This window comes from Kribbella sp. NPDC058245, from assembly GCF_042882005.1.
Classification (GTDB): Bacteria; Actinomycetota; Actinomycetes; order Propionibacteriales; family Kribbellaceae; genus Kribbella.
In genome coordinates this window covers 82,019-108,651 of record NZ_JBHVWY010000020.1, presented here as the reverse complement: position 1 = coordinate 108,651, position 26,633 = coordinate 82,019, and the positions used below count along the sequence as shown (strand labels likewise).

General features: G+C 68.5%; 21 protein-coding genes. 12 read left to right on the top strand and 9 right to left on the bottom strand.

The window, feature by feature from the left end; genetic code table 11:
• The first annotated feature begins 2 nt into the window (after nt 1-2).
• Together ACFVWG_RS36120 and ACFVWG_RS36115 are read left to right on the top strand one after the other, a co-directional pair.
• Nucleotides 3-2,729, top strand: coding sequence for a DEAD/DEAH box helicase (locus tag ACFVWG_RS36120; RefSeq protein WP_391547980.1), 2,727 nt, complete (start codon nt 3-5; stop codon nt 2,727-2,729).
• The gene (locus ACFVWG_RS36115; RefSeq protein WP_391547979.1) at nt 2,726-3,913 is read left to right on the top strand and encodes a hypothetical protein; all 1,188 of its coding nucleotides are present in this window, start codon (nt 2,726-2,728) and stop codon (nt 3,911-3,913) included. The genes ACFVWG_RS36120 and ACFVWG_RS36115 overlap by 4 nt, the downstream gene beginning before the upstream one ends.
• On the opposite strand, the gene ACFVWG_RS36110 is transcribed toward ACFVWG_RS36115, so the two are convergent.
• A complete protein-coding gene (locus ACFVWG_RS36110) occupies nt 3,897-4,508 on the bottom strand; it encodes an ArsR/SmtB family transcription factor (protein WP_391547978.1) in 612 nt (203 codons plus the stop codon). The genes ACFVWG_RS36115 and ACFVWG_RS36110 overlap by 17 nt on opposite strands.
• An 88-nt stretch (nt 4,509-4,596) precedes the next feature.
• Here ACFVWG_RS36110 and ACFVWG_RS36105 point away from each other — a divergent pair, with 88 nt between their 5' ends.
• Nucleotides 4,597-5,808, top strand: a complete 1,212-nt coding sequence (locus ACFVWG_RS36105; protein WP_391547977.1) for an aminopeptidase — start codon at nt 4,597-4,599, stop codon at nt 5,806-5,808.
• Nucleotides 5,809-6,114: 306 nt separating this feature from the next.
• Here ACFVWG_RS36105 and ACFVWG_RS36100 read toward each other — a convergent pair whose 3' ends face one another.
• Nucleotides 6,115-7,542: an FAD-dependent monooxygenase gene (locus tag ACFVWG_RS36100; protein ID WP_391547976.1), complete on the bottom strand. Its 1,428-nt coding sequence runs from the start codon at nt 7,540-7,542 to the stop codon at nt 6,115-6,117.
• A gap of 365 nt (nt 7,543-7,907) precedes the next feature.
• Between ACFVWG_RS36100 and ACFVWG_RS36095 the strand changes: the two genes are divergently transcribed.
• The 7 genes from ACFVWG_RS36095 (at nt 7,908) to ACFVWG_RS36065 (ending at nt 15,613) form a co-directional block, all read left to right on the top strand.
• Nucleotides 7,908-8,405 (top strand): GNAT family N-acetyltransferase, encoded by a 498-nt coding sequence (locus ACFVWG_RS36095; protein ID WP_391547975.1) that lies wholly within the window; start codon nt 7,908-7,910, stop codon nt 8,403-8,405.
• A gap of 100 nt (nt 8,406-8,505) precedes the next feature.
• Nucleotides 8,506-10,140 (top strand): ABC transporter substrate-binding protein, encoded by a 1,635-nt coding sequence (locus tag ACFVWG_RS36090; RefSeq protein WP_391547974.1) that lies wholly within the window; start codon nt 8,506-8,508, stop codon nt 10,138-10,140.
• Nucleotides 10,137-11,090 (top strand): ABC transporter permease, encoded by a 954-nt coding sequence (locus tag ACFVWG_RS36085; protein WP_391547973.1) that lies wholly within the window; start codon nt 10,137-10,139, stop codon nt 11,088-11,090. Before ACFVWG_RS36090 ends, ACFVWG_RS36085 begins: the two co-directional genes overlap by 4 nt.
• Nucleotides 11,087-11,923 carry an ABC transporter permease gene (locus tag ACFVWG_RS36080; protein WP_391547972.1) on the top strand — a complete coding sequence of 279 codons (837 nt, stop codon included), beginning with the start codon at nt 11,087-11,089 and terminating at the stop codon, nt 11,921-11,923. The genes ACFVWG_RS36085 and ACFVWG_RS36080 overlap by 4 nt, the downstream gene beginning before the upstream one ends.
• On the top strand, nt 11,920-12,888 hold the full coding sequence (locus ACFVWG_RS36075; RefSeq protein WP_391547971.1) for an ABC transporter ATP-binding protein: 969 nt from the start codon (nt 11,920-11,922) through the stop codon (nt 12,886-12,888). Before ACFVWG_RS36080 ends, ACFVWG_RS36075 begins: the two co-directional genes overlap by 4 nt.
• Nucleotides 12,885-13,859: an ABC transporter ATP-binding protein gene (locus ACFVWG_RS36070; protein ID WP_391547970.1), complete on the top strand. Its 975-nt coding sequence runs from the start codon at nt 12,885-12,887 to the stop codon at nt 13,857-13,859. Before ACFVWG_RS36075 ends, ACFVWG_RS36070 begins: the two co-directional genes overlap by 4 nt.
• The gene (locus ACFVWG_RS36065; RefSeq protein WP_391547969.1) at nt 13,859-15,613 is read left to right on the top strand and encodes a gamma-glutamyltransferase family protein; all 1,755 of its coding nucleotides are present in this window, start codon (nt 13,859-13,861) and stop codon (nt 15,611-15,613) included. Before ACFVWG_RS36070 ends, ACFVWG_RS36065 begins: the two co-directional genes overlap by 1 nt.
• 248 nt (nt 15,614-15,861) lie before the next feature.
• Here the strand turns inward: ACFVWG_RS36065 and ACFVWG_RS36060 are convergent, their stop codons facing one another.
• The gene (locus tag ACFVWG_RS36060; RefSeq protein ID WP_391547968.1) at nt 15,862-16,539 is read right to left on the bottom strand and encodes a GntR family transcriptional regulator; all 678 of its coding nucleotides are present in this window, start codon (nt 16,537-16,539) and stop codon (nt 15,862-15,864) included.
• Nucleotides 16,540-16,647: 108 nt separating this feature from the next.
• On the opposite strand from ACFVWG_RS36060, the gene ACFVWG_RS36055 reads away from it, so the two are divergent.
• The gene (locus ACFVWG_RS36055; protein WP_391547967.1) at nt 16,648-17,517 is read left to right on the top strand and encodes a GNAT family N-acetyltransferase; all 870 of its coding nucleotides are present in this window, start codon (nt 16,648-16,650) and stop codon (nt 17,515-17,517) included.
• 1 nt (nt 17,518) lies between these two features.
• Here the strand turns inward: ACFVWG_RS36055 and ACFVWG_RS36050 are convergent, their stop codons facing one another.
• On the bottom strand, nt 17,519-19,285 hold the full coding sequence (locus ACFVWG_RS36050; RefSeq protein WP_391547966.1) for a M1 family metallopeptidase: 1,767 nt from the start codon (nt 19,283-19,285) through the stop codon (nt 17,519-17,521).
• 164 nt (nt 19,286-19,449) lie between these two features.
• Here ACFVWG_RS36050 and ACFVWG_RS36045 point away from each other — a divergent pair, with 164 nt between their 5' ends.
• On the top strand, nt 19,450-21,048 hold the full coding sequence (locus ACFVWG_RS36045; protein ID WP_391547965.1) for an adenylate/guanylate cyclase domain-containing protein: 1,599 nt from the start codon (nt 19,450-19,452) through the stop codon (nt 21,046-21,048).
• On the opposite strand, the gene ACFVWG_RS36040 is transcribed toward ACFVWG_RS36045, so the two are convergent.
• Genes ACFVWG_RS36040 through ACFVWG_RS36020 form a run of 5 tightly spaced genes read right to left on the bottom strand, consistent with a single transcriptional unit; the run spans nt 20,963 to nt 25,792 of the window.
• On the bottom strand, nt 20,963-21,688 hold the full coding sequence (locus tag ACFVWG_RS36040; RefSeq protein ID WP_391547964.1) for a MerR family transcriptional regulator: 726 nt from the start codon (nt 21,686-21,688) through the stop codon (nt 20,963-20,965). The two genes, ACFVWG_RS36045 and ACFVWG_RS36040, sit on opposite strands and share 86 nt — an antisense overlap.
• A 2-nt stretch (nt 21,689-21,690) precedes the next feature.
• Entirely contained in the window at nt 21,691-22,431 is a 741-nt protein-coding gene (locus ACFVWG_RS36035) for an SDR family oxidoreductase (RefSeq protein WP_391547963.1), read from the bottom strand.
• 26 nt (nt 22,432-22,457) lie between these two features.
• Nucleotides 22,458-22,817 (bottom strand): VOC family protein, encoded by a 360-nt coding sequence (locus tag ACFVWG_RS36030; protein WP_391547962.1) that lies wholly within the window; start codon nt 22,815-22,817, stop codon nt 22,458-22,460.
• An 18-nt stretch (nt 22,818-22,835) separates the two neighbouring features.
• Nucleotides 22,836-23,627: a GNAT family N-acetyltransferase gene (locus ACFVWG_RS36025; RefSeq protein ID WP_391547961.1), complete on the bottom strand. Its 792-nt coding sequence runs from the start codon at nt 23,625-23,627 to the stop codon at nt 22,836-22,838.
• A 32-nt stretch (nt 23,628-23,659) separates the two neighbouring features.
• Nucleotides 23,660-25,792, bottom strand: a complete 2,133-nt coding sequence (locus ACFVWG_RS36020; RefSeq protein WP_391547960.1) for a RecQ family ATP-dependent DNA helicase — start codon at nt 25,790-25,792, stop codon at nt 23,660-23,662.
• Nucleotides 25,793-26,633 lie beyond the last annotated feature (841 nt).

Below are 26,633 nucleotides of genomic sequence, written 5' to 3'. Positions count from 1 at the left end.
GGTTGTCTGAGTTGTCGGGGTGTGCGGTCGGGTTCGTGCCATCGGATCCACCGCGCGAGGGGAAGGTCCTGTTCTGGGATCCGGACGGCGGCTCGCTCCCGCTCGGTCTTGGTGAGCAGGTCCAGGTCGAACTGGAGACGGGCTCAGTGCGCGCGATCAGCGTGCGCGTGGCCGACGCCGTACCGATGCTCGGACGGATGCGGCGCGAGCCGGGCGCGCATCCGTCGGCGGCGTTCTGGGGTTCCGCGGCGGTCGCGGCGCTGCAATTGGTTGCCCGGGGCAAGTTGTTGCCCGGGGTCTCCCCCGACGGGTACGACGCCTGGCGGATGGGACCACTGGAGTCGGCTGACGTCACCCGGCTGGTCGCGCTCGCCTCCGCGATGCCGGCTCTTGAGATCCCTGGCGAGCTCGAGGCCGAAGCCTTGGTCCGGGCGTTCTGGGATGCGGTGGCCGACGGGATGCCGCGCTCCCCCGCCGCCGCGAAGGCACAGGGCAGTGGTCTGTTCGCGGCCAAGGCTCCACAGCGGGCCGAAGGACTGCGGCGCTGGGCCGACGAGGTGTCGGTCGGGCTCGACAGCGGGGTCCGAGTCTCACTGCGGATCGAGATGTCGGAATCGCAGGCATTTCACGCCGTCGTCCAGTTGCACAGCCTCAAGGACCCAACGCTCGTGCGCGACGCGGACGACGTCTGGGCCGCCGTGGTCCCCGGGTTCGGTCCACGCGCCCGGATCGACGTGACCCTCGCACTCCGCCGGGCCGGGCGAGTCTGGGCGCCGTTGGCGCGGCTGCTGGATTCCGCCGTACCCGATCAGATCGAGCTGGCCGACTACGAGGTCGGCGACCTCCTGACCGGCACTGCCCAGCGGCTGGCCGCCGCTGGGGTTGAGCTTCATTGGCCACGCAGCCTCGGTCGCGACCTCAAGGCGCGAGCCGCGATCACCGCACCACAGCGCCGGCCAAGCGACCTGCCGAGCTTCTTCGGCGGCGACGCCACCCTCGACTTCCGCTGGCAAGTCGCGCTCGGCGACGACCCGCTGACCGAAGACGAGCTGGACAAGCTCGCCGAGGCAACCCGCCCGGTGGTCCGGCTGCGCGACCAGTGGATGCTGATCGACCCCGAGCTGGCCCGCAAGGCCCGCGATCGCATCCTCAAACCGGTCACGCCGATCGACGCCTTGAGCGCTGCCCTGACCGGCACCACCGAGGTGGACGGTCAGCAGATCAAGGTCGAGCCCACCGAGTGGCTGTCCGAGCTGCGCACCCGGATCGCCGATCCCGAGCACGCGGACGAGCTCATCGACGTACCGGCCGGGCTGCAGGCGACACTGCGCGACTACCAACTGCGCGGCCTGCGGTGGCTGGCCCGGATGACGTCGCTCGGACTCGGTGGCTGCCTCGCCGACGACATGGGTCTCGGCAAGACGGTCACGCTGATCTCGCTGCACCTGCATCGGCAGGAGTCCGCCGGGACTGCCGGTCCGACGCTGGTTGTCTGCCCGGCCTCCCTGCTCGGGAACTGGGAGCGCGAGGTCAACCGCTTCGCCCCCGGCACACCAGTGCGGCGTTTCCACGGTTCGGCTCGATCACTCGAAGGAGCCGAGGAGGGGTTCGTGCTCACGACGTACGGGACACTTCGGCGCGACGCCGCCCGACTGGGCGCCCATCGCTGGGGTCTCCTGGTCGCGGACGAGGCGCAGCACGTGAAGAACCCCTCATCCGGGACGGCGAAGGCGCTGCGAACCGTGCCTTCCCAGGCGCGGGTCGCGCTGACCGGCACACCGGTGGAGAACAACCTGTCCGAGCTCTGGGCGATTCTCGACTGGACGACACCCGGGTTGCTCGGGCGGCTCAGCACGTTCCGGACCCAGTGGGCAACGCCGATCGAGGCCGACAAAGACGAAGAGGTCGCGGAGCGGCTCGCGAAACTGGTCCGGCCGTTCCTGCTCCGGCGGAAGAAGTCCGACCCAGGGATCGCACCCGAGCTGCCCCCGAAGACCGAGACGGATCAGGCCGTCTCGCTCACCCGGGAACAGGCCAGCCTCTACGAAGCGACCGTGCGCGAACTGATGGCAGCGGTCACCGCCAGCGATCGAATGGCCCGCCGCGGCGCGATCGTGAAGCTGCTGACCGGCCTCAAGCAGATCTGCAACCACCCCGCGCAGTACCTGAAGGAAGGCGAGGACGCACGACTGACCGGCCGCTCCGGCAAGCTCGAACTCCTCGACGAACTGCTCGAGACGATCGTCGCCGAGGACGGCGCGGTCCTGGTCTTCACCCAGTACGTCGCGATGGCGCGACTGCTGGAGCGTCATCTGGCGGCGCGTGGCATCGCGACCCAACTGCTGCACGGTGGGACCCCGGTCCGGAGGCGCGAGGAGATGGTCGAGCGGTTCCAGGCAGGCGACGTACCGGTCTTCTTGCTGTCACTGAAGGCAGCCGGGACCGGGCTCAACCTGACGCGGGCAGACCACGTCGTGCACTACGACCGCTGGTGGAATCCGGCGGTCGAGGATCAGGCGACCGACCGCGCGTACCGGATCGGACAGACCAAGCCCGTGCAGGTCCACCGCTTGATTGCCGAAGGCACGATCGAGGACCGGATCGCGGCCATGCTCGCCGCGAAACGCGAGCTGGCCGACGCCGTACTGGCCGGCGGCGAAGCGGCCCTCACCGAGCTGTCGAATGACGAGCTCGCCGACCTCGTCGAGCTGCGGGGAGGTCTGCGATGAGCGCCGCGCAGGGGTACCCGGCCTTCCCGGCGCAGCGGCGGAGCACCCGCGGCCAGTCGTGGTGGGCGCGCGCGTGGGTGCAGGCGTTGGAGGACACCTCGCTGGACAACATGCAGCTGAAGAAGGGCCGCCGGTACGCGAACTCCGGGTACGTCGGGACGATCACGATCAGCCCGGGCCGGATCGGCGCGACGGTCTACTCCCCCGACGACACCTACGAGGTCGCCGTCCGGGTGGACGAGCTGACCGAGCCCGAGTGGGAGCGGTTCCTGGACCAGGTCGCGTCGCGGGCCGGGCACATTGCAGCTCTCCTTGACGGTGAGATGCCGCACGACCTGGTCGAGGCCGCAGAGTCCGCCGGCATCGCGCTGCTGCCCGGCATCGGCGATCTCGACCCGAGCTGCACATGCGACGCCTGGGAACTGCCGTGCCAACACGCCGCCGGCCTGTCCTACCAAGTCGCCTGGCTGCTCGACTCCGATCCCTTCGTCCTGCTCCACCTGCGAGGCCGCTCCCGCGACGTACTGCTCGACCAACTCGTCGCCCGCTCCGCCGGTCCGGCTGCCGAGGTTGAGGCTCGACCTGAGGTTCAGGTCAGCTCACCCCGAGGTTCATTGCCGGAGTTGCCCGACGTACCACGGAAGGTATCGCTGGAGGAGTTGGCGGTCAGCGGGATCGAGCCACCGCCGCCGCTGGCTCCCGGCGTACTGCCGATCCTCGTCCTCGACGCCTCCCGGCGAGCGCGTGCACTGCTCATCGCCCTCCTCAACGGAACGCCGGAACCACAACCGCTGGACGAATGGCAGGACGCCGTACGGCTGGCTGCCGACTTCCCCGAACTGCTCGCCGGCCTTGCCGAAGCGACCGCGCGACCGACCGAGCTCGGCCTCGGCGTTCACGCCTGGCGGTACGGCGGTGTCGCCGGACTCGACGTACTCGAGCGCCCCTGGGAACCGACGCCCGCGGAGCTGGCCAGGGCACGGATGGATCTCCTCGCGGAGGAGATCGACACCATCGGGATCACCGGCAACCGGCTGACCGTGCGACCCGACGCCCAACTGCGGCTGGATCACCACGGCAACTGGCACGCCTATCGCCTGATCGACGAGGTCTGGACCCCAGCCGCACTCGCGTCACCTGATCCACTCCTCGCCTTGGAGGAGGCCGTCACTCAGGCTCGGTAACGGCGTACCAGCCGACCAGAAGGTGGACCGGGATGCCGTCCGGATCGTCGTCCTCGAGGGCATCGAACTCGGCCTGCAGCGCGACCAGGCGGCGCCGGAACTCGGCGGCGCGGCCTGGGTTCACCCTGGTCACCATCCCGCGCCCCACCACGAGGCCAAGCGGATCCTCCGACGCTGAGCCGACCGGCACCCGGCCCTTGCTGAGGTTCGCGATCAATTCGGTGCGGAACTCACTGAAGAGGGCGGTGAGGGTGTCGGCGAACTCGGCCGACCCTTCGTTGGTGACCAGGTCGCGGCTGATGGTGAAGTCGAGTTGACCGGTTCGATAGCGGTGCTCCTGGATGCCGGAGACAAGCCGCGTCTCAGCCACCGCGATCAGGCTGACCGCCTCCAGTTGCTTGAGATGGCGGTACAGCTTGGTCTGCGGTTCGCCGAGGGCTGCCGCGATCTCCTTGGCCGACAGCACCGGCGGCGCACTCCGATCACCACTCATCAACAGGCGCAGGATCGCGACCCTGGTCGGATCCGACAGCACCCGCATCGTCTCGACGTCGGTGATCACCCGCACCGGGCGAGGCTCGGCCGGACGCTGCATAGCGGCTCCTTCATCGTCGTGTCTTGTGCAATGTTCACACATCTGCCAATGTTCACGCCAACGTGAATAGCTATGTGAGGGGCTGGGGATGAAGGAACAACTGCTGCAGCGATTCGCCGATCTGGTCGTGCAGGTCGGCGTGAACGTCCAACCCGGGCAGGGCGTGGTGATCAACGCCGACGTTGCTCAGGCCGAGGTAGCGCGGGCGGTGGTCGAGAGCGCCTACCGAATCGGAGCACGATGGGTGGAGGTGGTCTGGTCCGACGCCGTCACCCGCCGGTCCGACCTCATGCACAGCGACCTGCCGACACTGACGGCCGACCGGGCCTGGGCGCTCGAACGCACGCGGGGCTGGACCGAGGAGGGCGTCGCATCGATCGACGTGGTCGGTACGCCGGATCCCAGCCTGTACGCCGGAATCGACCCCGCACGGATGGCCGCCGTACGACTCCAGGAGCGGATCGCCCGGCAGCAGGCGGCGATGACCGGGCAGTCGCGGTGGACCGTGGTGGCCGCGCCGACTGAGCACTGGGCAACCCAGGTGTACGGCGAGCCGGACGTCGATCGACTCTGGGACGTCATCGCTCGAGCCATGCGGCTCGACGAGGTGGATCCGGTCACCGCCTGGCGGGAGCGGGCGGCAGCCCTCGCCGCTCGGTGCGCCGCGCTCGACGCCTTGCAGATCAGCGAACTCCGGTACGTCGGCGAAGGTACCGACCTGACCGTCGGACTGCTGCCCGACTGCCGCTGGACCGGCGGTTCGATCGTCGATCCGGCCGGCATCCCGTATCTCCCGAACATCCCGACCGAGGAAGTCTTCACCAGCCCCGATCGACGTCGTGCCGACGGGGCGGTCCGGCTGACCAGACCGGTCGTGATCGCCGGGCAACTGGTGGAGGGCCTGCAACTCACCTTCGCGGGCGGCCGGATCACCGACGTCTCGGCCAGCAGCGGCGCAGATGTTGTTCGCGCCCAGCTCGACACGGACCCAGGCGCCCGCAGCCTCGGCGAAGTGGCGCTGGTCGACCGAGACTCCCGGATCGCCCAGGCGAAGGTCGTCTTTCACAACACCTTGTTCGACGAGAACGCCGGCTCCCACATCGCCTGGGGCCAGAGCTTCCCCTTCGCCCTCGAGGGCGGCACGACCATGACGGCGGAAGAGCGATACACCCGCGGACTGAACAACTCGTCTATCCACACCGACGTCGTCCTGGGCGGAGAAGGCCTGACCGTCACCGCCACCACACCGAGCGGCCCCATCGACCTCCTCCGAGCCGACACCTGGCGACTCGACGCCTGACTGCTGCTTTTGCTGGTTTCCTGTCGGAGAGGCAATTTCGCCTCAGCGGTTAGACAAGACCTCTTGCACAATGCACATTGCAGACCATGGAGATGACCAGGTCCGCGCCATCTGTGATGGCCTGAGACAGGTTGTGGTGGCCGGAGACCTGTTGCTTGAGGTCTCTGGCCGCAAGTTCCTGTCTCCTGCCGCCAGTGGTGGCGCGGGACGACCCATCGGTGGCTGAGGCGGATGCCGACCACGTGCAGTCCTTCGTGCCGCCACCACCGCCGGCGCGGGCCGTGGTCAGTGTGTGCCGGTGTTCGGTTAGGCGCCGAACCAGCGGGTGAGGTGGTGGTTGAGGTCGGGTTGGTTGTTGCCGATCCAGGCGATGTGGCCGTCGGGACGTAGGAGGAGGGCCGGTACGTCGATGGGTGCGGTCGGGTCGGCGAGGTGGTCGACTCGATCTGACCAGGAGCCGACGGTCAGGTGGGTGGTGCGGTCGAGGAGGAGGCCGCGGCCGCGGTGGAGGTGGTCGTAGAGGCGGCCGGACTTGACCTCAAGGTCGCGGAGGCGGCGGCCGAGGAGGTCGGGGCCTTCGCCGAAGTCGTAGCGGATGTTGAGGCCGGTGACTTTTTCGATCAGGAGGCGGTTCACCTCGTCGAAGTCCATCAGTTCGGTGAACAGCCTGCGCAATGCTTGTGGACCAGGTCCGATGGCGTTCAGTTCCATCTGGGCGCGGGTGTTGTCGAGGACGTCGGCGGCGACCGGGTGGCGTTCGGCTTCGTAGGTGTCGAGCAGACCAGGTGGGGCCCAGCCGCGGATCTCGGCGGCCAGTTTCCAGCCGAGGTTGAAGGCGTCCTGGAGTCCGAGGTTGAGTCCTTGACCGCCGAGAGGCGGATGGATGTGGGCCGCGTCGCCGGCCAGCAGCACCCGCCCTACGACGTACCGTTCCGCCAGGCGGGTCGCGTCGCCGAAGCGGGACAGCCAGCGCGGCGAGTGCGCGCCGAAGTCGGTTCCGGCGACAGCGAGTAAAGCCTGCTGGAAGTCTTCGAGGGTCGGCGGCTCATCCCGTCCGCTGACTCCCCCGGTCGGGATCACGACGCGATAGACCTCGTCTCCGAAGGGCGTCACGCTGAAGGATCTGCGCAACGAGCGGACCGAGCGCACCACCTCGGCAAGCTCATCCGCAGGCATGGTCAGCGAGAGCTCACCCATGAGCGTCTCGGTCTGGGCGGGCTCCCCCGGGAAGCCGACGCCGACCAATTTCCGAACCGCACTGCGCCCGCCGTCGCAGCCGACGAGGTACCGCGACCGCAGCACCTCACCGTCGGCCAGTTCGACCGATACGCCGGTGGCGTCCTGCGAGACACCGGTCACCGCGCAACCGCGTCGTACCGACGCACCGCCAGAGACAGCATGCTCCTCAAGGAGCTGAACGATCACCGGCTGTGGAATACCCAACAGATAGGCATGTGCGGAATCCAGATCCGGCGGCGCGGGCTTGTTGATGGCGGCAAAGAACCCGCCAGCCGGCCGCGGCCTTCCCTGCTCCAGAAGGCGATCCAGCAAACCGCGCATCGCCATCAGCTCGAGACTGCGGATATGCAGCCCGACGATGCGCACGGCCGACGCCGGTTCGGTCTCCTTCTCCAGCACGAGCACCCGTACGTCGTACAGCCGCAACTCGGCGGCCAGCATCGCGCCGGTCGGCCCGCACCCGGCGATGATCACATCGAACTGAGGAGAATCCATGAGGTGTTGCCTTTCGGGAGTCGTCGAAGCGCTCCCGGCGACGCCTCCGTCAGTTGCCCGACGGCGCCAGGGCAGGGAGCACCCACAGAGCTACTGCGGTCATCGGGTACCACCTCCTCGGGCAGTGTCGCGGTCGTCGCAAGCTACAAGCCCAAGCGTCACCTCGTCCAGTCCTTTCCGAGTCCGGCAAAACCGATTCCGAAGAAGTCCAAGCAGGGATAAGGTGATGGCGACTTCGGAGATCTGAGGAGGTGGGTTGATGACCGCGCGCGCCGGCGCTGTCGCGTAGCCGCGACAGCCGGACGGTCATCCAACTCACCCCTGATCCGCCTGAGCGGGTCGCTCTCTCCGAGAGGCATTCTCCGTTGTCCATTACCTGGAAGACCCGTGTCGCGACGCCCGCCGACGAGCCGGTACTGCGTGACATCACCCGGGAAGCGTTCGGTCGGCAGTACGAGGTCGACTACCTCGACGCATTGCGCGCCGAACCAGCGGCTTGGATTCCTGAACTCGTGTGCGTGGCGATCGCTGACGACCAGCCGATCGCTTATGCGCTGTTGACCCACGCCGCTGTGGGATCCACGCGGGTGCTGTCGCTCGGCCCGGTTGCCGTATTACCGGCGTACCAGGGCAGAGGGGCCGGCAACGCGGCCGTGCGAGCTGTGCTGAGGCTGGCGCCCGACTATGACGCACCGGCCGTCGTGGTGCTGGGGCACGCGGACTACTACCCGCGGTTCGGGTTCCGGCAGGCGACCGGCTTCGGGATCCACCATCCGCAGCACGACGGGCCGCATCTGATGGCGCTCGCGGTCGGTGATCGCGCCGTACCGGCCGGGCTGCTGACCTATCCCGTCGAGGGCTGATCACCGAGAGCAAAGGTTCGGGAAAACTCGCCCAATCACTTGCGCAGGTGGGTTGTATACATGAAACAGTCGGGGAACCGCCTACGCATGGGAGCACCTGATGACTCCTCGACTTCCGCTCGTTCTCGCGACCGCGATCGCCCTCGTCACGGTCGGCTGCTCGCCGGTGCAGCCGGCCGGGGACTCCCCCGGTACGACGACCAGCCAGGCTGGACAGGACGTGTTCGGGGACCCGGCGGATCCGGCGCAGGTGAAGGCGGGCGGGACGCTGACGGTCGCGCTCTCCGCGGATCCGGACAAGCTGGATCCGACGCTGTCGCGCAGCCTGTACTCGCGGTATGTCTTCCACACCATGTGCGAGAAGCTGTACGACCTTGGTCCGGATGCCAAGGTCGTACCGCAGTTGGCGACTGCACTTCCGACGGTCGCGGCGGACGGACTCAGCCTGACGATCCCGCTGCGTCAGGGCGTGAAGTTCTCCGACGGCGGCACCTTCGACTCGGCCGCCGTGAAGACGACGATCGAGCGTGGCCTGACGCTCGCCGGATCGGCGCGCAAGAGCGAGCTCGGCCCGATCAGCGGGATCGATACACCTGATCCGAACACCGTGGTGATCAAGCTGTCGAAGCCGTTCGCTCCGCTCACCGCGGCGCTGGCCGACCGGGCCGGCATGGTGCTGAGCCCGACCGCGGTCGCGAAGCTCGGTGCGAACTTCTCCACGGCGCCCGCCTGTGTCGGCCCGTTCAAGTTCGCCAACCGGGTCGCGCAGAACTCGATCAAGGTCGTCAAGGATCCCCAGTACTACGACGCCGCCAAGGTGCACCTGGACACGATCGAGTACCGCATCATCACCGACTCCAGCATCCGCTCGGCCAACCTGCGATCCGGCGATGCACAGGTCGCCGACTCGCTCTCGAGCCAGGATGCGCCCGCTCTGCAGAAGGACAGCACGATCAGCGTCCTGCAGTCGCAGTCGCTCGGCTACCAGGGCATCACGATCAACATTGCCAACGCGAACGGCGTCGGCAATCCGCTCAAGCAGCTCGACACCCCGATCGCGAAGGACCCGCGAGTCCGGCAGGCGTTCGACCTCTCGATCGACCGCGCGGCACTGGTCAAGACGATCTTCAACGGGCTCAACACCGTTGCCTGCTCACCGATCTCGCCGAGAAGCGAGTTCACCTCCGAGGCCGCGCAGGCGTGTCCGGCCCATGACCCGGCCAAGGCGAAGGAACTACTCGCGGCGGCCGGCGTGAGCACGCCGTACAAGGTCTCGATGATCACTTCGAACAACCCGGACAGTCTGCGGCTCGCGCAGGCGCTGCAGGCGATGGTGAAGGACGGTGGATTCGACCTGGTGATCAAGCCGGTCGAGTATGCCTCGCTGCTCGATCAGCAGGACCGCGGCGACTTCGAGATCCTCCAGCTGGGCTGGTCCGGCCGCGTCGACCCCGACGCGAACATCTTCAACTTCGTCGGTACGACGGGCAGCCAGAACGTTGCCGGGTACAGCAGCCCCGAGGTCGACAAGCTGCTCACCGACGCGCGGCAGTCGACCGACCAGGCGCAGCGGATCAAGCTGTACGGCGATGTCGTCACCAAGCTGCAGCAGGACGAGCCGCTGATCTACCTGTACCGGCAACGCAACCTGACCGGCGTCTCGAAGAAGCTGCTCGGCGTGCAGACCTACCCGGACGGGGTGATCCGGACGGCGTTCGCCGGGTTCGCGAAATGAGCCGGTACCTCCTGCATCGACTCTGGCAGTCGGCGGTGACGCTGATCCTCGCGACGATCGTGGTGTTCGCCGGAGTGCGCGCTCTCCCGGGCGATCCCGCGCTGGCGCTGGCCGGTGAGGACCGCGATCCGGAATCGCTGCGGGCAATCCGGGAGCAGTACGGGCTCGACCAGTCGTGGCTGGTGCAGTTCTGGCAGTTCATCAGTCACGCGGCGCGCGGTGATCTCGGTCAATCGATCCGGACCGGTGAGCCGGTCGGCGGGATGATCGCCGGCGCGCTTCCCGTGACGATCGAGCTGTCGGTGCTCGCGCTCCTCGTGGCCGGTGTGATCGGGATCGGCGCGGGCGTGGTTGCCGCCGTACGGCGAGGTCGTCCGGCCGAGTGGGCTGCGAACGCACTCGCTCTGCTCGGGTTGTCGGTGCCGAACTTCTGGCTCGGCCTGATGGCGATCCTCTACCTGTCCGTTGCCCTCGGCCTCTTTCCGGCCTCCGGGTTCGTCCCGTTCTTCACGAACCCGGTCGCCAATCTGCACCACCTCGTCCTGCCGGCGCTGATCCTCGGCACCGGCCTGGCCGCGGTGATCATGCGGCAGACCCGATCGTCCATGCTCGACGCACTGTCGGCCGACTACATCCGCACCGCCGAAGCCAAGGGCCTGTCGCCGCGTGCGGTGATCGGCCGGCATGCGCTGCGCAACAGCCTGATCGTTGTGGTGACGATCGTCGGTCTGCAGCTGGGTGCGTTGATCTCGGGTGCGGTCGTGACCGAGCGGATCTTCGCGCTGCCGGGGTTCGGCAAGCTCACGGTCGACGCGGTGTTCCAGCGCGACTATCCGGTGATCCAGGCGGTCGTGCTGGTGACAGCAACGGCGTACATCGTGATCAACCTGCTCGTCGACCTCCTGTACTCCGTCATCGATCCGCGGATCCGCGTCCGGGGTGAGGCATGAGGCACAAGGTTGTACGGCGCATCCTGCGCAACCCGCTCGCGATCACCGGGCTCGTGGTTCTCGTGCTTGCGATCATCCTCGCGGTCTTCGCCAACTTCCTCGCACCGCACGAACCGACGCAGACCGCATTGGAGCAAGCCTTCGCACCACCCGGTACGGCGGGCCATCTGCTCGGGACCGATGATCTCGGCCGGGACGTGGTCTCGCGGATCATGTTCGGGCTGCGCGCCTCGCTCCATGTCGGGCTGCTCGCGGTCGCGACCTCGCTGGTGATCGGCGTACCGCTGGGGCTGATGGCTGGCTACTTCCGGGCGATCGACGCGCTGATCTCGCGCATGACCGATCTGGTGCTGGCCTTCCCGTTCCTGATCCTCGCGGTGGGCCTGGCCGCAATCCGCGGCGCGAGTCTGGGGAATGCGGCGATCGCGATCGGGATCGCGCAGATCCCGGGGGTGATCCGGATCGTGCGGTCGGAGACGCTGCGGCTCAAGTCGCTGGACTTCGTCGCCGCAGCGATCGTCGAGGGCGCGAGTGACGCCTGGGTACTCGGCCGGCACATCCTGCCCAACGCGGCGTCGGTGATCATCGTCCAGGCGACGGTCGCGATTCCGGCCGCGATCCTCGGCGAGGCCGTGTTGTCGTTCCTCGGCCTCGGGATTCAGCCGCCGGCGCCGAGCCTGGGCACGATGCTGTCCGATGCGCAGCAGTTCGCCGCGCGAGCGCCGTGGGCGGCGGTGATGCCGGGTCTCGCGATCATGCTGCTGACGCTGGCGTTCAACATCGTCGGCGACAGTCTGCGTGACGCCCTCGATCCGAAGGCGAGTCGCCGATGAGCGCCGTACTGGAAGTGCGGGATCTGTCCGTGTCGTTCCGGACCGAGGACGGTCAGCTGTCAGCTGTCGATCGGGTTGGTCTAGAGGTCGGTGCGAGTGAGGTGCTCGCGATCGTCGGCGAGTCGGGCTGCGGGAAGAGCGTGACGGCGATGAGTCTGGCCGGGCTGCTCCCCCGATCGGCGCGCGTTGAGGGTTCGGTGCGGCTCGACGGTGTTGAGCTGATCGGCGCGGACAAGCGCACGCTGCGCTCGATCCGCGGCCGCGAGATCGCCTACATCTTCCAGGAGCCGATGACATCGCTGAACCCGGTCTTCACGGTCGGCTCACAGATCGGTGAGGTCCTGCGCACGCATCTCAAGCTGGGAAAGCACGCAGCCCGGGCGCGGTCGATCGAGCTGCTGAAGCTGGTCGGGATTCCGTCGGCCGAACGCCGCGTCGACGACTATCCGCATCAGCTCTCAGGCGGGATGCGGCAACGGGTGATGATCGCGATGGCGGTCGCCTGCGATCCGAAGGTGCTGATTGCCGACGAGCCGACCACGGCTCTCGACGTCACCATCCAGGCGGGGATCCTCGACGTTCTGCGAGGACTACGCGAACGGCTCGGGACGAGCGTCGTACTGATCACGCACGACCTCGGGGTGGTGGCCGATCTCGCGGACCGGGTCGCGGTCATGTACGCCGGTCGCGTGGTCGAGACGGCCGAGGTGCACGAGCTGTTCGCGCATCCACAGCACCCGTACACAACCGGCCTCCTGGGCGCCTCACCCGCCGCCGGCCGTCACGCGGGCACGCACCGGCTTGCGGAGATTCCGGGGCTGGTGCCGGTGCTGGCTGAGCAACCGGACGCGTGCACGTTCGCCGACCGCTGCGGACAAGCTCTAGACACCTGTACGGCGTCTCAGCCGGAGCTGACGCGTGATGCGCACGGACTGGCATGCTGGAACCCGGTGGGAGCCCTATGAACGCACTGGAGGTCGAAGACCTCGTCATGCACTTCGGTCCGGTCCGTGCGGTCGACGGTGTCACCCTGCGGATCCGTGAAGGCTCAGTGGTCGCGCTGGTCGGCGAGAGCGGCTCTGGAAAGTCCACAGTCGGCCGCTGCATCGTCAGACTGCTCGAACCGACCGGAGGCACGGTCAGACTCGCCGGTGCGGACATCACCCACCTAAACCGCCGCCAACTGCGCTCGCACCGACGAGATGTCTCCATCGTCTTCCAGGACCCCGCAGGCTCGCTGGATCCGCGACTGTCGGTCGGAGACATCATTGGGGAGCCACTGCGGCTGATGCGCCGCAAGGACATTGCAGGGCAGGTGTCTGAGGCGCTCACGCGAGTGGGGCTGCGCCCGGAGGTCGCTCAGCGGTCTCCGCATGAGCTGTCGGGCGGACAGCGCCAGCGGGTCAGCATCGCCCGGGCGCTCATCTCCGAGCCACGGCTGCTCGTGGCGGACGAGCCGACGAGTGCACTCGACGTGTCGGTGCAGGCCGCCGTACTGAATCTGCTGGCTGACCTGCAGCGCGATCTTGGGTTCGCGTGCCTCTTCATCACGCACGACCTGTCGGCGGTGGAGTACCTGGCTGATGAGGTCGCCGTGATGTACCTGGGTCAGCTGGTTGAGCAGGGGCCGCGGGCGCGCATCTTCGGTACGCCGGCTCATCCGTACACGCAGGCGTTGTTGTCGGCCGCGCCCGTTCCCGACCCGGTGGCACAGCGGCAGCGCAAGCCAGTGCTGCTGGGTGATGACCTGCCGTCGGCCATTGATCCGCCGGACGGTTGCCGGTTCCACACCCGCTGTCCGGTGGCGATCGACAAGTGCCGGACTGTCGTGCCGGAGCGGCGTGTGATCGGATCGGGTGATCATCAGGTGGCCTGTCACCTGGTGGCGGCCGACGGTAGCGGTCCCGACGTACGAACAGCTGAAGGAGTTGCCTGATGACGTTCACCACCCGGCCCACGCTGCGTGGCACGTTCGGCATGGTCTCGTCGACGCACTGGCTGGCGTCGCAGTCGGCGATGCGGATGCTGGAGCTCGGCGGGAACGCGTTCGACGCGGCGGCGGCCGCGGGGTTCGTGCTGCATGTGGTGGAGCCGCATCTCAATGGGCCTGGCGGTGAGGTACCGGCGATCGTGGCGACGGCAGACGACCCGACGCCGCGAGTGCTGTGTGGTCAGGGGGTTGCGCCGGCTGGGGCGACCATCGAGCACTACACGTCGCTGGGGCTGACGCTGGTGCCTGGGTCCGGGCCGCTGGCCGCGACTGTGCCGGGGGCGGTCGATGCGTGGTTGCTGTTGCTGCGCGACCACGGCACGCTGCCGCTGCGCGTCGTACTGGAACCGGCGATCGACTACGCCCGCAACGGGCATCCACTGGTGCCGCGGGTGACCGACACCGTGGCGACGGTTCAGGGGTTGTTCTCGGAGCACTGGCCGACGTCGGCTGCGCTGTGGTTGGTCGACGGGCAGCCGCCCCGCGGGCTCTTCCGGAACTCGGCGTACGCCGAGACTCTGGAGCGACTCGTGGTGGAGGGCGAGGCGGCTGGGGCCGATCGCGTCGTACAGCTGGAGGGTTCTCGGAAGGCTTGGCGCGAGGGTTTCGTTGCCGAGGCGATTGATGAGTTCTCGCGGCTGCCGCATCGGGACTCGAGTGGTTCGGACCATGGCGGGTTGATCACCGGGGCCGACATGGCTGGGTTTGAGGCTCATTGGGAAGACGCGACGACGCTGGACTGGAACGGGCACACGGTCGCGAAGACCGGGGCCTGGGGTCAGGGACCGGCGTTGCTGCAGTCGCTGGCGGTGCTGGCTGAGTTGGGTGATGTGGACCTGGCGAGTGCTGAGGGGGTGCACACGACGGTTGAGGTGATGAAGCTGTCGTATGCGGACCGCGAGGCCTGGTACGGCGATGGCGACGTACCGCTGAAGTCGTTGCTCTCCCCCGCGTACGCCGCTGAGCGGGCGCGGCTGGTCGGTTCCGACGCGACGTTCGAGCTGCGACCGGGGTCGCCGGACGGTCGTGCGCCGCGGCTGCCATCCATTGCTGAGGGCAACTATGCGATCGATGCGAGTGTCGGTGAGCCGACGGTGGCGCGGGACGGCGTGACGCGGGGCGACACCTGTCATGTCGATGTGGTGGATCGCTGGGGCAACATCATCTCGGCGACGCCAAGTGGTGGGTGGTTGCAGTCATCACCGACGATCCCGTCGCTGGGGTTCTGCCTGGGCAGCCGGGCGCAGATGTTCTGGCTCGAGGAAGGGCTGCCCGCATCCCTTGCTCCGGGCAAGCGTCCGCGGACCACGCTCACGCCGACGCTCGTGCTGCGGGACGGGCGGCCGGTACTGGCGTGTGGTTCGCCGGGCGGGGATCAGCAGGATCAGTGGCAACTGCTGTTCCTGCTGCGGCACCTCGGTGGCGGGATGGACCTGCAGGAGGCGATCGATGCGCCGGCCTGGCACACGACCGGGTTCCCGTCGTCGTTCTACCCGCGCGCGAACGAGCCGGGCGGGCTCGTCATCGAGAGCCGGCTAGGGAACGCCGTACGGGATGAGCTGGTACGACGCGGCCACGTGGTGACCGAGTCCGACCCGTGGAGCCTCGGCCGCCTCTGCGCCGTACGCCGAGACCCGGATGGTGTCCTGTCCGCGGCCGCCAACCCCCGCGGCATGCAAGGCTACGCCGTCGGCCGCTGAACCCCTCCCCCTCATTTGCCTGGCTAGCCACCCCCATCAGGGGTTAAGCACCCTGGTTATCGGTGCTTAACCCCCCACGCGGGTGCTTAGCCAGGGAAATGGGCTTAGCCGGTGGATTGGCGGTCCAGGGCGGCGCGGGCGGCGGCGCCACGGCTGCATTTGGCTGGCTAGGCAGTGAGATTGGGGGTTAAGCACCCCGGTTATGGGTGGAGAACCCCCAAGGTGGGTGCCTAGCCAGGGAAATTGCGTTAGGGGGTGGGGCGGTGGCCGAGGGCTGCTTTGGCGGCGGCTTCTACGTGGAGGCGGGCGGCTTCGGTGGCGGCGGGGGCGTCACCGGCGGCGATGGCGTCGACGAGGCGGACGTGCTCCTCTGACGAGTGGGGGGCTCGTTGGGCGGCGCCGACGCGGAAGACCCAGTGCACGTGGTGGTACATGGCGGCGGAGATCGAGTGCAGCCAGCGGTTGCCGCTGACCTCGATGACGGCGCGGTGGAAGTCGCTGTTCAGTTCGGCGACGCGGTCGAAGTCCTTCGCGTCGGTGGCGACGCGAGCCTGGTCGCACACGCCCCGCAGCCGGGCGATGTCTTCCTCGCTGGCCCGTTCGGCGGCCAGGCCGGCGGCGAGGGTCTCGAGCTGTTCGCGGACCGAGAAGAGGTCGCGGACGGCGGTCTCGTCGAGCGTGGCGACGACGGCACCGCGGCGGGGCAGGATCTGCACGAAGCCTTCGGCCTCGACGACGCGGAGCGCTTCGCGGACAGGGTTGCGGGAGACGCCGAAGTCGTCGGCCAGCCGGGTCTCGGTCAGCCGCTCGCCCTGCGCGTAATCACCGTCGACGATCCGCCGGCGCAGCTCCAACAGGACCTGCTCGCGTAGTGCGATGTGGTCGGCCCCGATCGTCCGGATCGCGTCGGCACTCAGCTCATCCACCCAATGCTCCTGTCTCCCCATGCGGCGTGTACCCCGGTCAGCTCCGCAGCACCGTAGCCGATTCGGGGTCTCGCGGCACGTGGCCCGCTCGGGCGCTATCGTCGCGGTTTGAGCATTCGACTGACTCCGCTGACCGATCCCGACTACCGGCCGTTCAGCCACCGCATCGCCTGGCTCGCCGCGGACGCCGCCGGCAACCCGGTCGGCTCCGCCTTCCTCCGCCTGCACAGCCGCGACTCGATCGCACACCTGGCCGATCTGGAGATCACCGTCCACCCGGCCGAGCGCCGCCGTGGTGTCGGAAGCCAACTCCTGTACGCCGCTGTCGCTGCTGCCCGTGATCAGCACGCGCGGCTCGTCGTGGCCGAGGTCGGCGCGGACTCACCGTCGTACGAGTTCCTGGTGCGGCACGGGTTCACGATCGGCATGACGCTCATCTACAGCCGCCTCGACCTCAGGACCGCGGTCACCCCGATGCCGCCGCCTCCCGGGTACCGCCTGCTGACGTGGGCAGACGTCGTACCGGATGAGCTCGCACAGACGTTCACAAACGCACGAACCGGCATGGACGACGCCCCAACCGGCGGGATCACCTACGGCCCCGACCCGTGGGACGTCGCCCGCACCCGGCACGCCGCCGAGCTGATCGCCCAACGCGGCGAGCACCTGATGACGGTGGCTGCCCTCGACGAGTCCACCGGCGAGATCGTCGCCTTCACCGAACTCGTCGTACCAGGCGACGGCAAGACCGACGCCCAGAACTACGGCACCGCAGTCCTCCCAGCCCACCGCGGCCGAGGCCTAGCCCGCTGGGTCAAGACCGAACAGATCCGCTGGGCCCAAACCCGCTTCCCCGACCTACCCGCCGTACTAACCGACACCGTCGACACCAACCACCCCATGCGCCGAATCAACGCCACCCTCGGCTACACCCCCACCCACACCCTCCACCGCTGCGTCCTGCACGTACCGCAGTGAACTACTGGCCGAGGATCTTTTGGACTGCGGCGGTGGTGATGGGGTGGTAGCCGGGGCGGGCTTTGGCGAAGACTTCGGAGGCGAAGGCTCGGTCGCTGCCGGCCAGGGCTCGGTAGACGGGGAGGACTAGCTTCATGCGGCCTACTTCGGTGAGGAAGGCGGCTAGTTCGGCGTAGGCGGGCTCGTAGCTGCTGGCGGCGACGATCTGGTACCAGCGGCGGGCGATCTCGCCGTTGGCGGTGCCGGTGAGGCCGAAGGCTCGGTCCAGTTGCTGGAGCTGGTTGGGGCTCAGCATGTCGGGGGCGGCGTCGAGGAAGCGGAGCCACTCCTGGGTGGTCCAGCTCGATGCGCCGGCCGGGAGCTCGCCGGAGGCGAACCATTGGGTGCGGGCCTCGTCGACGACCTGGAAGCGGGCGGAGACCGCGCGCTCGGCGAAGGCGGGGATGCCGGGCTCTTCGAGCCAGGCGGCCAGCTCGGCGTCGGTGACAACTCCGGGGTGCGGGTCGAGGAGGTGCTCCTGCAGGTGGCCGACGAAGTCGTCGGAGTTGATGCTGCGGAAGGCGAAGCGATCGAAGTAGCCGCGGATGAACGGGTCGAACACGTCCCGCGAGAACCGCTCCTCCAGCCAGGTCAGGAACCATGAGCCCTTCAACGGGCCGAGCGACGTGATGCCGTGGTACTCGGACCGGTGGTTCAGGCCCGGCAGTTCGACGGCCAGCTCGGCCGGGGTGAGTGGGTCGAGCTTCACCACGGTCGCGTGCTGCTTGATCGCGGTCTCCATCATCGCGAACTCGGTCCCGTAGACCGCCTCGACGATCCGGTTCTCGACGTACGCCGTGAAGCCTTCGTTCAGCCAGATGTCGTCCCAGCTGTCCTGGGTGACCAGGTTGCCCGACCAGCTGTGCGCGAGTTCGTGGGCCACCAGGCTGACCAGCGACTTGTCGCCGATCACCACGGTCGGCGTCGCGAACGTCATCCGCGGGTTCTCCATCCCGCCGTACGGGAAGGACGGTGGCAGCACGAGGATGTCGTAGCGGCCCCAGCGGTACGGGCCGAACAGCGCCTCGGTGACCCGCATCATCTCTTCGGTGTCGGCGAACTCCTGCGCCGCCCGCCCGGCCATTGTCGGCTCGGCCCAGATGCCCGATCGCTCACCGATCGGCTCGAACACGAGGTCACCGGCCGCGATCGCCAGCAGGTACGACGGGATCGGCTCGGGCATCACGACGTCATACGAGCCGGTACGGCGGGAGGCGGTCCCGTTGTCCGCGCCCATCAGTACCATCAGCTCGGGCGGCGCGGTCACGTGCGCGGCGTAGCTGAACCGAACGCCGGGGGTGTCCTGGATCGGTACCCAGCTGCGCGCGTGGATCGCCTGCGACTGACTGAACATGAACGGCATCACGCCGCCGGCCGTCATCGACGGCTCCAGCCACTGCAGCCCGGTCGCGGTCGGCGCCGTCCGGTAGCTCACCCGGACCCGCTCCTGCCGTGAGGTCCGGATCGTCAGCGCCGATCCCAGCTCCTTGTCCGGCACCGCGAGGCTGTACTCGAGCGGCTCCCAGCCGTCCGGCGTCTCGCCCTCGACCGCGAGCACGGTCAAGTCACGCGTGTCGAGCACGAGCCGGTCGCTGGACCCGCCCCAGTCGAGCGTGTGCGTGGCGGTGCCGGTGAGCACCTTCGCGGTGAAATCCAGCTCGAGATCGAGCTCGAGATGGGTGGTCCGGACCACGAGTGGTTCGGCATAAGAGTGGCGATCGTGCGTCACGGAAAGCTCCCGAGTGAGTGCGTCCGGGGAACATTACCCACGGGCATGGCGTCTCAGGCGGCCGATCTGGGCCACCCGCACCACCGTGCCAAATACCCGGTGTCATCGCGCCTCATCGGCGGGGTTGTTGCACGAAGCTGCAAGGCCCGGAGCAGACTGTGATCATGACATCGCACGGTGATGCCGAGCTGGTCCTGAACCGGCGGCCGTTCGGATCCTGGCTGCTCGGGCCGGCCGATCAGAGCACCCGGATGCTGCGGATCCGGCTCCGGGTGCTGATGACAACGTTCTCGATCGGTACCAATCTGATCGGCGCGGCCGTGGTCTTCGTGCTGGCCGTGTTCGTGCTCCCCGGTCCCCCGCTGAGCGACGAACTGCAGCACATCGAGGCGATCGGCGTACCGGCGTACTTCCTGCTCGCCCTGATCGTCGGCGTGGTCTGGTCCAGCAGGGTTGCGCTCCGCTACACCGCCTGGGTCGACGAGGACCGCGCGGCCACCCGCAAGGAGCAGATCTCCACGCTCCGGCTCCCGCTGCGCCTGACCGTGATCGAGGCCGTGCTGTGGATGGTTGCCACGATCGCCTTTACGGCGGTCACCGTGGTGATCCAGCCTGAGAACGCGCTGCGGATCGCCGTGACCATCTTCGACGGCATGATCGTCACCTGCGCGGTCTCCTACCTCCTGACCGAGTTCGCCCTGCGGCCGGTCGCCGCGCGGGCGCTGGCCGACGCCGCTCCCCCGCGACGGCTGCTGGCCTTCGGCCTCAAGGCGCGGGTGGTCCTGTTCTGGGCGGCCGGCTCGGCGACGCCGGTCGCGGGCCTGATGCTGGCAGCGATCCTCGCGCTGATCGACGGTACGGTCTCGGCGACCCGGCTGTCGGTGATGATCCTTGCCCTGGGCATCGTTGCCATCGGCATGGGTTGGCTGCTGATCCTGCTGTCGGCCCGCTCGGTGGTTGCCCCGGTCCGGTCGGTGCGCAATGCGCTCACCCTGATCGGTGAGGGCGAGCTGAACATCCGGATCCCGGTCTTCGACGGGACCGAGCTCGGTTCGCTGCAGGCCGGGTTCAACCGGATGGCGGCCGGGCTCCGCGAGCGCGAACGAATCCGCGAGGTCTTCGGCAAGTACGTCGGCCCTGAGGTCGTCCGGGAGGCGTTGACCAGTGACCGGCTCGGTGGTGAGGAGCGGTTCGTCGCGGTGCTGTTCGTTGACCTCGTCGGGTCGACGAAGCTCGCGGCGGAGCGGCCGCCGGTTGAGGTGGTTCAGTTGCTCAACCGCTTCTTCGCCATCGTGGTCGACGAGGTGGCGCGTGAAGGCGGGTTTGTGAACAAGTTCGCCGGTGACGCCTCGCTGGCGATCTTCGGGGCGCCGGCTGAGCTGATCGATCCTGCGGGTGCGGCATTGCGCGCTGGACGAGCGCTGAGTCGGCGGCTGAGTGCGGAGTTGCCTGAGGCAACGGCTGGGATCGGGGTGACGGCCGGGATCGTGGTGGCCGGGACTGTCGGCGATGTGCGGCGGCTCGAGTACACGGTGATCGGTGATCCGGTGAACGAGGCGGCCCGGTTGAGCGAGCTGGCCAAGGGCACGCCGTCGCGACTGATCGCCTCGATGTCCGCGGTCGAGGACGCGGGACCGACCGAGGGTGCGCACTGGCAGCCTGGTGATCGGGTGACGGTCAGAGGGCGGTCGGAACCGACTCAGCTCGCTTCTCCTCGACCAGCTGATGGAGGAGACCCGCGCCGTACAGCATCGCCTTCGTGATCCGGTCGTGCGCGGCCCGGCGTTCGGCGATCGCGTTCCGGAGCGCTTCGGTGCTGCCGGTCTGACGCAGGCCCTCGAGGACCGGTCGGATCTGGTCGAACGAGTACCGCCCTTGGCGGAGCATGTGGATGATGCGAGCGTCGCGGATCTGCTCGGGTTCGTAGCGACGGTACTTCGTCGTTCGCTCCCGGGTCGGCAGCAGCAGGCCAGCCGCCTCCCACACGCGCAGGGCCGAGGTTCGCACACCAAGGCGGTGCGCCAACTCGCCAACCAGGAGAGCTGGGCCGGTCGGTGCTGGCTCGTCGCGGAACTCCGCCGCGGCCGAGTTGAGCGCTTCGCTCGCGGCGTCCGTCGCAAGGCGCTGCTCGTAGAGACCAGCGTGGGCTTGGTCCACCAGCCGGTACGCCGATTCCTCGTCCCCCGCGTGAACCGCCTGCATGATGTACCGCGCGATCTCTGCGCCGAACCCCGGCGCGAGCGCGCGATAGGTGAGTAGCGCCGACACGTGCTCCTCGCCGTACTGGCGATAGCCGCTGTCCGTGCGCGGTGCCGGCGGCAGGATCCCGTCCGCCTCGTAGTTGCGGATGAGCTGCGTGGACACGCCCGCCCGCCGTGCCAGGTCGACCGGCCGCAACCCCATCGTCAGCGGCCGCCCGAGACATCGATGGTCGTGCCGGTCATGTACGACGAGCGCTCCGAGGCGAGGAAGGTGATCAGCTCGGCGACCTCCTCCGGCGTACCGGGTCGGCCGAGTGGCGGCGTCGTACCGAGTCGATCGAGCCGGCCTGGTTCATGGCTGTCGGTCTCGATCAGGCCGGGGCGGACGCCGAGGACGCGGATTCCTTCCTTCGCGACCTCGTTGGCCAGGCCGACCGTCAATGCGTCAACCGCGGCCTTGCTGGCTGCGTAGTCGACGTACTCCCCCGCCGATCCGAGGACGGCGGCTCGCGAGGACACGTTGACGATCACGCCGCCGCTTCCGCCGTACTGGGTGGACATCCGCCGCACCGCGGCTCCCGCGACCAGGAACGCGCTGATCGCGTTGATCCGGAAAACGTTGTCGAGCCGGGCGACGTCGTACTGGTCCACCCTGCCTGCAGGGGAGACCACGCCGGCGTTGTTGATGAGCGCGGTGATCGGCCCGAGCGCGGTGGTCACGGCGTCGAAGAGGCGCTCGACGTCTTCCGGCTCGACAACATCTGCCTGTACGGCGATCGCGCGGCGACCGAGCTTCTCGACTGCCTCCACCACGCGGGCAGCCTCGTCGTCGCGGGTGCGATAGCCGATGCCGACATCCCAGCCGTCCGCCGCCAAGGCGATCGAGGCCGCGGCGCCGATCCCCCGGCTACCGCCGGTCACCAGTACGACCCCAGAGTCCGTCATACCGCCCAGCCTAGGAGAAGGCGTGTTCACTCGTCCCGGTGGCTGTTGATGTTGATCACGTTGCCGTCGGGAGCGCGCACGAGGAAGCGCCGCAGACCCCACGGTTCGGTGGTGAGCGGATGGACGATCTCGAAGCCGCGCCGTTGGGCTTCCGCGTACGCCTCTTCGACCTCGTCGCCGACCGCGACCGAGAGCACTGAGTCCTGCGGAGCGGTCGCGTCGTGCGTCACCAACTGGACGGCAGCACGGCCGTCCGGGGACTGGAATCTGGAGACCCAGTCCATTGTGATTCCCTCGTCACTGAGCCCGAGATAGTCCGCGTAGAACTCGCGCGCCGCTCCGATGTCGGGGACCGAGAGATTCGCGATGATGTGGGTCGGGCGCATGGCAGTCTCCCTGAATGGTCAGGCCGGCGGAATCGTGATCGCCAGTTGGGTTTCCGTGTCGTTGAAGCCGAGGGTGCGGTAGATGTGGATGGCGAGGTAGCCGGGGTCGGCGACCATCACGAGGGTCTTCGCGCCTTGCTCGAACCCATACGTCGACGCGCGGTGGATGAGGGTGCTGGCGATGCCCTGGTTGCGGTCGTCGGGATGGGTCTGCACGTTCTGGAACCGGGCGAGGCCTTCGCCGTCGAGCATCAGGCCCAGCGACGCCTGCAGCCGGTCGCCGTCGAACGCACCGAACCACTTCCCGTGTCCGGCCTCGACAAGCTCCCGCTCGTGCGCCACCTTCAGCCGGGTGAACTCGCGATGGCCGTCGTCGACCGTCATGGTGCTGGTGGCGAGGGTGAGGTCGACGACCCGCTGCCAGTCGTCGTCACCGTCGAGGAACCGGAACGTCGAGGTCGTGTTCGGGCGCTTGGGCGCGTTCACGCTCGACGTCGTCATCACCACGCTGGGGTCCGCCCGGCCGCCGGCGGCGATCACCTCCTGCGGGTCGATGCCCAGCACCCCGTCGGTGGTGTCGATGCCCAGGGCAACGTGTTTCGCCGCGGGGAACTCAGCGCGGAACTCCGTCACGCGCCGCTCGAGATCCCCGGGCTCGAGCGGAGTGCGATGCAGCAGGTAGTTACCCCACCAGAACGTCGGGTTGGCGGGTGTGCGGATGACGACGTACGGGCCGGTGTCGCTGATCTCGCTGCCGCCCAGGCCCAGCAGGAACAGGTCGGTACGGTAGCCAAGGCTGTTGATCTCCACCCAACTATCCTTCCTGCGTCGTCAATCCGGTTTCAGGGGCGCTTGTGCAGGAGCAGTGGCAGTACGGCGGATGCTCCGGCCTCTCGAAGTTTGGCCGCGGCGACGGTGACCGGCCACTGGGACGAGCTGGCGTCGACCAGGAGCAGCACGGTGCGACCGGCAATCGTCTGTGCGGTGGTGGGATCGACCGCGAGACCGTCACGCCAGACCCGGGCCTCGTCGGCCGAGGACAGGTCATCGGTGTAGCCGGAGCGATCCACAGTGAGGTCGGCTCGATCCAGGCGGCCGACGGTGGCGATCCGGTCGGCGACCGCATTGGTGACCGCAGTGTGACCGGCTGCGGCGAGCGGGACGACCACCTCCGGTCGGCTGGACCACGTGCTGCGCCAGCGGGACAGCGCGGCGACCGCGCCCGCCTGGAGCGCCTCGACTGCGTCGGCGGACGGCTCGCCGCCTCCTCCGAAGGCGGCGGCGAGGACCTCGCGCCATTCCGGGGCGTCGGCGTAGATGAGGGAGCGACCGTGGTCGGCGGACAGGTTCGCGGGGATCTTCCCGCGCGGCCCGAAGGAACCGCCCGGCCACATCTTGCGGGGTTCGAGGACGTGCACCTCACCACGGAGCAGACCGGTGACGGTGGCGACCGTGTCGGCATTAGGCGCTGCTGACAACGGCTCCGGCAACGCGCCGAGGCAGACCGAGCAGCGGCCACAGGGCTCCGCTGACGCGTCGTCCAGGGACTCCTGGAGCAGTTGCATGAGGCAACGTTCGCCGCGGGTGTAGGCGCGCATGATGTCGGCCTCGCGCCGCCGTACCGCAACGATGCCGTCGTAGTGTGCAGCGTCGAACGTCCAGTCCTTGCCGGTGCGGATCCAGCCCTTCTCGAGCCGCTCGGTGACGCCGTCGACGGCGAGCTGCTTGAGCATCAGCTCGACGCGGGTCCGGCGCAGGCCGGTCTCGGCCTCGAGCGCGGGTACGGACGCCGGCTGGTCCGGCCCGTAGGCCTCCATGGCGTGAAGGAGACGGTTCACGTTTTCCGGGACGGGAATGGTCGCGGTGGCGAAGTAGTCCCAGATGCCGGAGTCGGCATCCGAGGGCAGCAGGGCAACGATCGCGTGGTCGATGCCGCGGCCGGCACGCCCGACCTGCTGGTAGTACGAGACCGGCGACGGCGGTGAACCGACGTGGACCACGAACCCGAGGTCAGGCTTGTCGTATCCCATGCCAAGGGCAGACGTCGCGATCAGCGCCTTCAACCGGTTCTCGCGCAGCGCGTCTTCGAGGCTATGCCGCTCCCCGGCCTCCAACTGACCCGTGTACGCCGCCACTGGTAAGTCGCGGCCGTGGATCTCCTGGATCGTCGCGGCCAGCCGCTGCGCATCCGCGACCGTCAGCGCGTAGACGATGCCCGATCCCGGCAGCTTCGGCAGGTGATCAACCACCCACGCGAACCGCTGCAACGGCGACAACCTGTCCACCACTGCGAGCTGGAGACTCGACCTCGCGAGCGGCCCACGTAGTACCAGCGTGGACTCGCCCAACTGGTGGGCGACGTCATCGGTGACTCGCTCGTTGGCGGTCGCTGTCGTCGCGAGGACCGGTGTCTTGGGGTTCAGGTGCTGAAGCACATCGGAGACTCGGCGGTAGTCCGGCCGGAAGTCATGACCCCAGTCGGAAACAGCGTGAGCCTCGTCGATCACTAGCAGCCCGACCTCACCCGCCAGGCTGTCCAGCACCCGGCGACCGAAGCCGGGGTTCGCGAGCCGCTCGGGCGACACCAGCAGTACGTCGATCGCTCCAGAGCGAAGATCCTGCTCGATCCCCGACCACTCGTCCACGTTGTTCGAGTTCAGCGTCGCCGCCCGCAGACCCGCTCGCCCGGCCGCACCGACCTGGTCCCGCATCAGCGACAGCAGCGGCGAAACCACCAACGTCGGCCCCGCACCCTCCGCCCGCCGGATCGCAGTAGCTGCCCAGTAAACAGCCGACTTGCCCCACCCCGTCGCCTGTACGACGAGCACCCGCGCCGCCGGCTCACACAGCGCCGCAACCGCAGTCTCCTGGTCGTCGCGCAGCCGCGCGCCCTCCCCCGCGATCGCCTGGATCACGCCACCCGCAATCCCCGCGCGCGCCTCAGTCAGGGTCAAACTCGCATTGCTGTCAGCCATGCCCCCGACCCTAGACGCCCCCACCCCCCAACCGCAGTCCACCCACCACCCCCTGTGGATAACTCCCCGCCCATCCCCCAATCCCGACCCCACCAACCCCTCGTCCACCCCCACCCCTCGTCCACGCCCGCCCCTCGTCCACGCCCGCCCCCACGGCCTCCGCCATCCCGGCCAATGCGCCCGACCAACACGAACGACTGCAGGTACTCCCGAGCCTGGGCCTCCCGCCCCACCCCCACCCCTTGTCCACGCCCTCCCGCCCTCCCCGCCCACCCGCCTCGCGCCTCGCGCCTCGCGCCTCGCGTCGAGAAATTTGAACGGATAACCCCTGAAGTTGTCCCTTCTCCCCCCGAGATTTGAGGGGAGAAGGAGCCACTTGAACGGATATCCGCTGAAATGCGCAGACGGCCAGGCGGTCGCCAACCGGACCACCATCCGCAGCAGCACGAAGGACTACAGGTGGTGAACGCGGCAGGCGCCGACGAGGGCTGGGGCCGTGCCTCGGAGCCGCGGAGGCGGGACTACCTGCAGTCGCTCGTGTCGATCACGCGCCGGCCGGGGGGGTGATAGGGATGCCGGATTCGGGGATCAGGCAGCGCCCCTCGCGACCAGAGCGTCGTACGGGTCAGCTCCGACACGGCAGCACGAAGGACTGCAGGTAGTGAACGCGGCACGCGCGGACGCGGGGTCGGGGCGTGGCGCGGAGCCGCGGAGGCGGGACTACCTGCAGTCGCTCGTGTCGATCACGCACAGGCCGGGGCGATAGGGAGCGCCGGGTTCGGGCATCAGGCAACGCCCTTCGCGACCAGGGCGTCGTACGGGGTCAGCTCCGACACGGCAG

Coding starts and splice junctions, on each gene's coding strand:
- ACFVWG_RS36115 (WP_391547979.1), top strand. CDS start 2,726: ATGAGCGCCGCGCAGGGGTACCCGGCCTTCCCGGCGCAGCGGCGGAGC.
- ACFVWG_RS36110 (WP_391547978.1), bottom strand. CDS start 4,508: ATGCAGCGTCCGGCCGAGCCTCGCCCGGTGCGGGTGATCACCGACGTC.
- ACFVWG_RS36105 (WP_391547977.1), top strand. CDS start 4,597: ATGAAGGAACAACTGCTGCAGCGATTCGCCGATCTGGTCGTGCAGGTC.
- ACFVWG_RS36100 (WP_391547976.1), bottom strand. CDS start 7,542: ATGGATTCTCCTCAGTTCGATGTGATCATCGCCGGGTGCGGGCCGACC.
- ACFVWG_RS36090 (WP_391547974.1), top strand. CDS start 8,506: ATGACTCCTCGACTTCCGCTCGTTCTCGCGACCGCGATCGCCCTCGTC.
- ACFVWG_RS36085 (WP_391547973.1), top strand. CDS start 10,137: ATGAGCCGGTACCTCCTGCATCGACTCTGGCAGTCGGCGGTGACGCTG.
- ACFVWG_RS36080 (WP_391547972.1), top strand. CDS start 11,087: ATGAGGCACAAGGTTGTACGGCGCATCCTGCGCAACCCGCTCGCGATC.
- ACFVWG_RS36075 (WP_391547971.1), top strand. CDS start 11,920: ATGAGCGCCGTACTGGAAGTGCGGGATCTGTCCGTGTCGTTCCGGACC.
- ACFVWG_RS36070 (WP_391547970.1), top strand. CDS start 12,885: ATGAACGCACTGGAGGTCGAAGACCTCGTCATGCACTTCGGTCCGGTC.
- ACFVWG_RS36065 (WP_391547969.1), top strand. CDS start 13,859: ATGACGTTCACCACCCGGCCCACGCTGCGTGGCACGTTCGGCATGGTC.
- ACFVWG_RS36045 (WP_391547965.1), top strand. CDS start 19,450: ATGACATCGCACGGTGATGCCGAGCTGGTCCTGAACCGGCGGCCGTTC.
- ACFVWG_RS36040 (WP_391547964.1), bottom strand. CDS start 21,688: ATGGGGTTGCGGCCGGTCGACCTGGCACGGCGGGCGGGCGTGTCCACG.
- ACFVWG_RS36035 (WP_391547963.1), bottom strand. CDS start 22,431: ATGACGGACTCTGGGGTCGTACTGGTGACCGGCGGTAGCCGGGGGATC.
- ACFVWG_RS36030 (WP_391547962.1), bottom strand. CDS start 22,817: ATGCGCCCGACCCACATCATCGCGAATCTCTCGGTCCCCGACATCGGA.
- ACFVWG_RS36020 (WP_391547960.1), bottom strand. CDS start 25,792: ATGGCTGACAGCAATGCGAGTTTGACCCTGACTGAGGCGCGCGCGGGG.